Genomic DNA, 6,930 nt, shown 5'->3' with positions numbered 1-6,930 from the left:
CGAACATCGCATCGGATCGTCGTATCCCCTGGGTGCGGCCATCCCGCTGACAGACCGTGTCGGCGAGGATGGCGACGGCTTTGGCCGAGATCCGCACGTTTTCCGCCGACATCACGGCGGTGAGTTCGGCGGTGCCGTCGGGCAGTTCGTGGGTCCACACCCCACGTTGATCCATCGCGTCTTTGCGGCGTTGGCGTACCGCGTCGGGGTCGTGGCGGAACACGAGGCGGTCGACCATGTCCCGCAGGCGCGCCCGGTCCCACACACCTTTTCGGCGGCGCACAGTGTCGGCGATCTCGGCATCCAACGCGGGGGTGATCGGGTCATCGGTGGGGATCAGTTCGGTGCGGGAGATGATCAGCCGGATCTGCCACTGCGACAGGACCCCGTCACGCAGGGTGTCGGCAACCTCGGGGAGCCGATCCCGCAGCGCGATCGCCTCATCGATCAGGGTTTCGGCGTGCCGGCGCGACACCCCGGCCTGGCGGGCGATGCGGGCCGCGCAATCGGCATGGCCGTCCATCACGAACCCGGACGCGCTGGTGGTGATCAGGCGGTCGGTCATCGCCGCGATCGTCTGATACTGGTGCCAGGCGAGGTAGGACTCGCCGCGCCGGGTGGCGTCGAGGCCGGCCATCAACATGACCATGTCGGTCTCTGCGGCGTGGGCAGGATCGACCCCGGCGACGTACTCGCCCGGTAGATCGGTCCACACCCGCACAACGCCCCCCGACGCCTGATTTTCATCACCCGCCCCGAGCTGGGTGATCTGTTACCAACCAATCTAAACCCGATCACCGACAATTCCGGATGAGTCTCCACAGGAGTGACATCGTTGTCGACGAAATGTGCTCTGGGCGTTGCGGTATGGTGCCGTCCGGGTTGGCGCCGGTTGAGATCGTCGGGTCGCCAGGTGGTTTCGACACGGCGACTCGCCTAGCGGCTCGTTGCCGGCTCAACCAGCGGGGGTGGGCGACTCGCCTAGCGGCTCGTTGCCGGCTCAACCAGCGGGGGTGGGCGACTCGCCTAACGGCTCGTTGCCGGCTCAACCAGCGGAGTGGGGCGCCGGCTCAGCCAGCGGAGGGGGAGCAGGCTCAACCAGCGGAGGGTGCCGGCTCAACCAGCGGCAACGGCGCAATCGTGCCGCTTCCGTTCGTCGGACCGGCCATACTCATTCGATGAGAACTCGCACGACCAGGGTGGTCGTCCGCAGCGTGTACGGCACCGCCGCCGTCGAGTGGTTCTTGATCCTCGCGATCGCGACGATCATCGTCACGCGCCTGTATCTGCATCTCACCGGGTATCCGCAGGTCGGCAGCGGAACACTGCACATCGCGCACGCGCTGTGGGGTGGCGCGCTGATGATGCTGGCGCTCATCACCGGATGGCTGTTCCTCGGGGCGACGGCGCGGATCATCGCGATCGTGCTGGGCGGTATAGGTTTCGGGTTGTTTCTCGACGAGGTCGGCAAGTTCGTCACCCGCTCCAACGATTATTTCTACGGGCCGTCGGCGGAGATCATGTACGTGCTCGTCGTGATGATCCTGTTGATCAGCCGCGTCGTCCGGGATGTCAAGCGGCCCACCGGCGCCGAGGCGCTCGCCAATGCGGCGGTCATCGCGGCCGACGGTGTCGCGCACGGGCTTCCGGAACGTCGTCGACGCCAGGCCGAAGAGTTTCTCGTGGTGGCCGAGGGCAAGGGGCTCGACGCCGAGACGATCGGTCACATCCGAGCGCTCCTCGAATCGAGCGAGGGTACGCCGGACCGGTTGATGCGACTCCGCGACCGGGCGGTCGCCCTGATCCCGGACTTCTTCCGCAGTCCCCGATGGATTCCGGTCGTCGGGTGGGGGTTGGTCATCGCGTCCGCACTCACCGTCATCGTCGGCGTGCTGAGCTTCTACTTCTCCGGAGACCGCAGCGAAGAACTCGACATCTACATCGAACTCACCGGCAGCACGCCTGCCACCTGGATTCTGTTGATCAGCGGGATCGCGACACTCGCCCTGGCGCTTCCGGCGATGGTCGCGCGCCGGCGCGGTGTGGAGCCGGCCGGGCCGCTACGAGGGCTGCGTATCGCCGCCCTGGTGTTCATGCTGTCGAACGCTCTCGTCGACTTCGCGCTCGAGGGCTTCGGTGCCCTGTTCAACCTCGCCCTGGGCTTGTTCGCCCTCAGCATCGTGAGTTACCACCTCGCGCAGGCGTCCGTCGCGTCGGACGGCAGTCGTGATCAACTGAGGGTGTGACTCATCTCGATCGGACTGTGGCTGCCGCGCGTGTCGAGGGCTTCGACCGGCGGACCGCGGACGTCCCGGGCGCACGGGCCGCCTCGGTCGTCCTCGCGGTAGCGGAGAAGGACGGCCGTCAGGGGATCTGGCTGTGCAAGCGTCCCACGACGATGCGACGCCACGCCGCCCAGTTCGCACTCCCCGGTGGCCGGCTCGACCCCGGCGAGGACTACATCACGGCCGGCCTGCGCGAACTCGACGAGGAACTCGGCATCCAGCTGCCGCCGAGCTCGGTGCTCGGGGCGCTCGACGACTATCCGACGCGCTCGGGTTTCGTGATCACCCCGATCGTCTGCTGGGCCGAGGAATACCAGGAGCCGACGCCCGATCCCGACGAGGTGGCGCTGCTGTTCTTCGTCACCTTCGAGGAACTGCTCGTCGAACCGCGGTTCCTCACGATCCCGCAGTCGGATCTCCCGGTCATCCAGCTGCCCATCGTCGGGTCCCTCGTCCACGCGCCGACCGCCGCGGTGATCTACCAGTTCGCCGAGGTGGTCCTGCGGAACCGGCAGACACGGGTCGACGGCTTCGAGCAGCCGGTCTTTGCCTGGAAATAGCCGCTCAGCCGGCGACGAGTCGCTGCTCGGCCCGACGCACGTAGGGCCGGGCTCCCGTGTCGCGGGCCACCCGGACGGCATCCTGCAGGTCGGCGGTTCCATCCAGCCCGACGACCTCGCGCGCGGTTCCGCGATACAGCGTCGCGGGTCCCAGACACACGAGTCCGGGCCATTGCACCACCAGGCCCGACGACCAGTCGGCGGTGAACGGCTCGATGCGGCGGCAGATCTCACCAGCGGCGTCGCGGTGACGGGAATCGCGAGACACCGCGTAGAGCGTCTCGATGAGCAGTGGAACGCGCGCCACCACGCGCGAACCGGCCCACTGGTCGGCGTCCGCGGTCAGCTCCGTCGCGAGTTCGAGGGCACGGTCGAGGTCGCCGCTCTCGGCGGCGCCCAGTGCGATCACCAGGGTGAAATCCTCGTCCACCTCTTCCGCGAGCGCATCGAACGGCGGCAACGCCGAGGCGAGCTCGCCGCGGTGCCACGCGGCGATCGACGCGCTGGTCGCCATCGACGACTTGGCGAGAAGTCGTGCACGGTCGGACAGCCCGCCGACCGTCGCAGCGAACCTCTCGGTCAGTGCCGTGCTGGTGTCGTAGTCGCCACGTAACAGCGCGATCATCACCTGCCACCACAACTGCATCGTCTCCACATCGGTACCGCCGATACGTCCGGCGAGCCGGGTGAACTCGGTGGACAGGCGTCGCGCCAGACGCAGATCAGCCGCCTCCAACGCGCAGACGCGTTGCAGATGCAGAGCGGTGGCGCGTCTGTGGAGGTCGCCGGCCGATAGTTCATACAGCTCCCGGGCGATCTTGCGTCGATCCGCCAGACGGTCGGGAACCCACCGGACGAGGAACTCGGCGAGGTCGATCTCGAAATCCACGGCACCGCTGTCGTGGACGACACGTGCGGCACCGAGATGGTCGTCGGCGCCCGGCAAGCCGAGGACGGTCAACCGGGCTGCCTCCGATGCGTGAAGGCGCGCAACCACTTCGGGGTCCAGGGCCTCGCCGTGTGTCAGTGCCTCGCGGGCGAGCGCGGCGTGATCGGCCTGGACGACGCCGTAACCCGACCAGTAGCCCGCGACCCCGTTCGGTGCCGAGAGCAGTGCGGTCTCGGCGAGGGCGGGCCAATCCCGCGTCAGCCGACTCACCGTCGCCGCCGATTCGAAAGAGACCGCAGCCGAATCGAACTCCCCGATGCGCAGCGCGGCGGCGCCGGCGATCCGGCGCAATTCGACGGTCGAGTGGGAGTCGAGTCCGGGCAGACCGAGACCACGTCGTGCCAGGTCGAGCGCACGATGATCGGCCGTTGCCGAGAGTGCGCGGTGAGCCGCCCCGATGCATGTGCGAGCGGCGACGGCGGTCGAGTCCTCGTCGACGGCGCACTCGACGCGGTGCACGGCCAGTGACTCGAGATCGTCGGGACGCACCGCTTCGAACGCAGCGGCGAGTCGCGCGTGGGCCTCGATCCGTTGCTCGCGCGAGAGGTTGTCGGCGAGACCCTTCGTGACGCTCACAAGCTCGCTCCTCAGGGGGCTGGTGGTGACGCTCGCAAGCTCGCTCCTCAGGGGGCTGGTGGTGACGCTCGCAAGCTCGCTCCTCAGGGGGCTGACGAGCCCGCTGCGGACTGCCTCGTCGGCCACGCCCTCACCGAGGGTGCGGGCCACCTCGGTGAACACATCGTCGGGGAGATCGCCGCCTGCGATCGTCACGGCCGTGACGAGCGCACGAGCGGCAGGGGAGAGATCGTCGAACCGCGTCGAGTACATCGATCGGGCGGGATGGTCCCGGTCCGGCGGCGCCCCGGTCCAGGCGATGGCGCACAGTTGTTGCGCCACAGCAGGATTGCCGAATGACTGCGCGACCAGCGCGTCAGCGTCGACCCGGTCCGTGTCACCGAGCTGCTCGAGACGCCGAACGATCAACGCGCGCATGTCGTCGGAGCCGAGTTCGGTCAGACGCACCTCGGCGACCGGCCCGTGCCGATTCAGTGTCGACCGGAGGATCTCGACGGGCTCGGCGTCGGGGTCGCGGCAGGTGACCAGGACCGTCATCGGTGCCTGTCCGATACCTGCAAGCACGCGTCCCAGCACAAGAGCCGAGTCGGCGTCGAGCCACTGGGCGTCGTCGACAAGTAACACCGACCGCCCGTGCTCGGCGACGTCGGACCAGATGCGGGCGGTGAGGTCGGCGACGATTCGCGCCGTCGGGACGGAGACCGGGGACTCGCCGAAGAGTTCTTCGAGGCCGTCGAACGTCGGTCCGGGCGGGCCGGGTCGGCCGATGAAACGGCGGGCCGCGGCACTGTGCCGTGCGATGAGGTGCTCGACCAGCGCGGTCTTCCCGATGCCCGACGGGCCGATGAGGACCACACCCGCGGGACGGTCCGCGCCGGTTTGCCAGACCTGTTCGAGCACTGCGTGTTCGGCGACTCGGCCGATGAGTTCGCGTACCGGCTGCGGCGTGGCGGAGGTGGCGGAGAGCGGCGAGACCGCGGGAGACGGGTCGAGCAGGTCGTCTTCCAGCGCGATCGTGTCGGGATGCGGATCGAGACCCAGGTCGTCACGGAGGGCCTGCCGGAGTCGGCGCAGTACGCCGAGGGCGTCGACCGTGCGTCCGTCGTCGTGCAGCGCACGAGCGAGGGTCCGCGCGGCGCCCTCGCGGTAGGGGTGCCGTTGACACAGCGGCGTCAGCAACGCGACCGAGCGACGGTACTCGCCGACCGTGCGCAGCGCGTCGGCTGCGGTCTCGGTGAACTCGGCACGTATCTCCGCGAGCCGGACGAGTTCGGGTGCGATGTCGGCGATGTCGGCGATCTCCGGAAGCGGTTCGCCCCGCCATAGTTCGAGCGCTCGGCACAACACCTCGGCGCCGGCCCGGGGGTCGGACCGGATGAGCTGCAATCCCTCCTGGCCGAACTGGTCCAGCAGATCGAGGTCGGTGACTGCGCCGTCGCAGTGCAGTAGGTATCCCGCGGGGACGGTGTCGATGCGGACGACGCCGGTCGGAGCGAGTGAGCGTCGAAGCCGGGACACATACCCGTGCAGCGTGCTCGCCGCCGACGCCGGTGGACGACCACGCCACAGGAGCTCGGTCACCCGCTCAGGCGAGCACGCAGTCCGTTCCGCGGCGAGGATGGCAAGCAACTCGGCGTGCTTGCGGGCTGTCATCGGGATCGGCGACCCGTCGGCAGCGGTGACCGACAGTGGACCCAGGACCCGGATCGCCAGATGTGGTTCAGAAGCCAACTCACGCGCCGTTCGTCGGGTCGCACCAGTCGCGCACAAGGCTAACACCAGCGCGGGTTGTCAGCGTTGTCGTCATGACAACCACTGCACACACCCAGAACCAGAACCACGACGCGTCGGATGGCGACACACCCGGCCCGTTTCGCAGCCCGAGCTGGCCGGTCCTACGCCGTCTCAGCGGCGGAGCCCTGACCCTCGGCGGAGTCGCCTGCATCGCCGGCGGGACGTTGCATCCCATCGTCGACGGCGAGGCCCACTCCGTGGAGGCGCTTCAAGCGGTGGGCTCACCGTGGGCGCAGATCCTGCTCGCCGTCGGCACGACGCTGCTGCTGCTCGGCCTGCCCGGGATGTACGCGTGGCTGGCACCCCGGATCGGGATCGCCGGGCTGATCGGCCTCGTCGCCTACGCGGTCGGCAATCTCGTCACCGCGACCGGGCACCTCATCGTCGAGCTGTTCGTCGCGTACCCGTTCGCGCATGACCCGGACAAGGCCGCGCTCATCGCCGCCGACGACTCGATGCTGGGTACCACCGCTTTCGAGCTGCTCAACACGGTCGGCGGGCTCGTGATGCTGGTAGGTATGGGGATGTTCGGCGCCAGCCTCATCCGCAACCGGGCGGTCCCGCTCTGGATCGGCATCCTCACCGTCGTCGGCATGGTCGGTTTCATGCTGCCGATTCCCGCGGTCGCCGGAATCTCGGGATTCATCTACGAGGCGCCGCGTGGAATCGCCATCGCCGCGATCGGAGCACTGATGGTTCGACGGTGATGTAGATCACAACGCCGGTGGGGATGAAATCGGACCGCGGTCCGGTTAGTGTCTGGTGA

General features: G+C 68.5%; 5 protein-coding genes. 3 read left to right on the top strand and 2 right to left on the bottom strand.

What is annotated here, in order from left to right; genetic code table 11:
* Window positions 1–715, bottom strand: a 715-nt coding sequence (locus tag M4D77_RS16395) for a 13E12 repeat family protein (protein ID WP_259936711.1), incomplete at its 3' end; no start/stop codon positions are given.
* A gap of 484 nt (window positions 716–1,199) precedes the next feature.
* On the opposite strand from M4D77_RS16395, the gene M4D77_RS16390 reads away from it, so the two are divergent.
* Window positions 1,200–2,246: a hypothetical protein gene (locus M4D77_RS16390; protein ID WP_259936710.1), complete on the top strand. Its 1,047-nt coding sequence runs from the start codon at window positions 1,200–1,202 to the stop codon at window positions 2,244–2,246.
* On the top strand, window positions 2,243–2,845 hold the full coding sequence (locus M4D77_RS16385) for a CoA pyrophosphatase (RefSeq protein ID WP_259936709.1): 603 nt from the start codon (window positions 2,243–2,245) through the stop codon (window positions 2,843–2,845). The genes M4D77_RS16390 and M4D77_RS16385 overlap by 4 nt, the downstream gene beginning before the upstream one ends.
* A 4-nt stretch (window positions 2,846–2,849) precedes the next feature.
* Here M4D77_RS16385 and M4D77_RS16380 read toward each other — a convergent pair whose 3' ends face one another.
* Window positions 2,850–6,101, bottom strand: coding sequence for a BTAD domain-containing putative transcriptional regulator (locus M4D77_RS16380; protein ID WP_259936708.1), 3,252 nt, complete (start codon window positions 6,099–6,101; stop codon window positions 2,850–2,852).
* Window positions 6,102–6,175: 74 nt separating this feature from the next.
* On the opposite strand from M4D77_RS16380, the gene M4D77_RS16375 reads away from it, so the two are divergent.
* Window positions 6,176–6,871 (top strand): hypothetical protein, encoded by a 696-nt coding sequence (locus M4D77_RS16375; protein WP_259936706.1) that lies wholly within the window; start codon window positions 6,176–6,178, stop codon window positions 6,869–6,871.
* Window positions 6,872–6,930: the final 59 nt, after the last annotated feature.

Origin of the sequence: Gordonia sp. p3-SID1431, from assembly GCF_025143765.1 — a bacterium.
In the GTDB taxonomy this organism is placed as follows: domain Bacteria; phylum Actinomycetota; class Actinomycetes; order Mycobacteriales; family Mycobacteriaceae; genus Gordonia; species Gordonia hongkongensis.
Note: the sequence above shows the minus strand (reverse complement) of the source record. Positions and strands in the feature narration are given on the sequence as shown.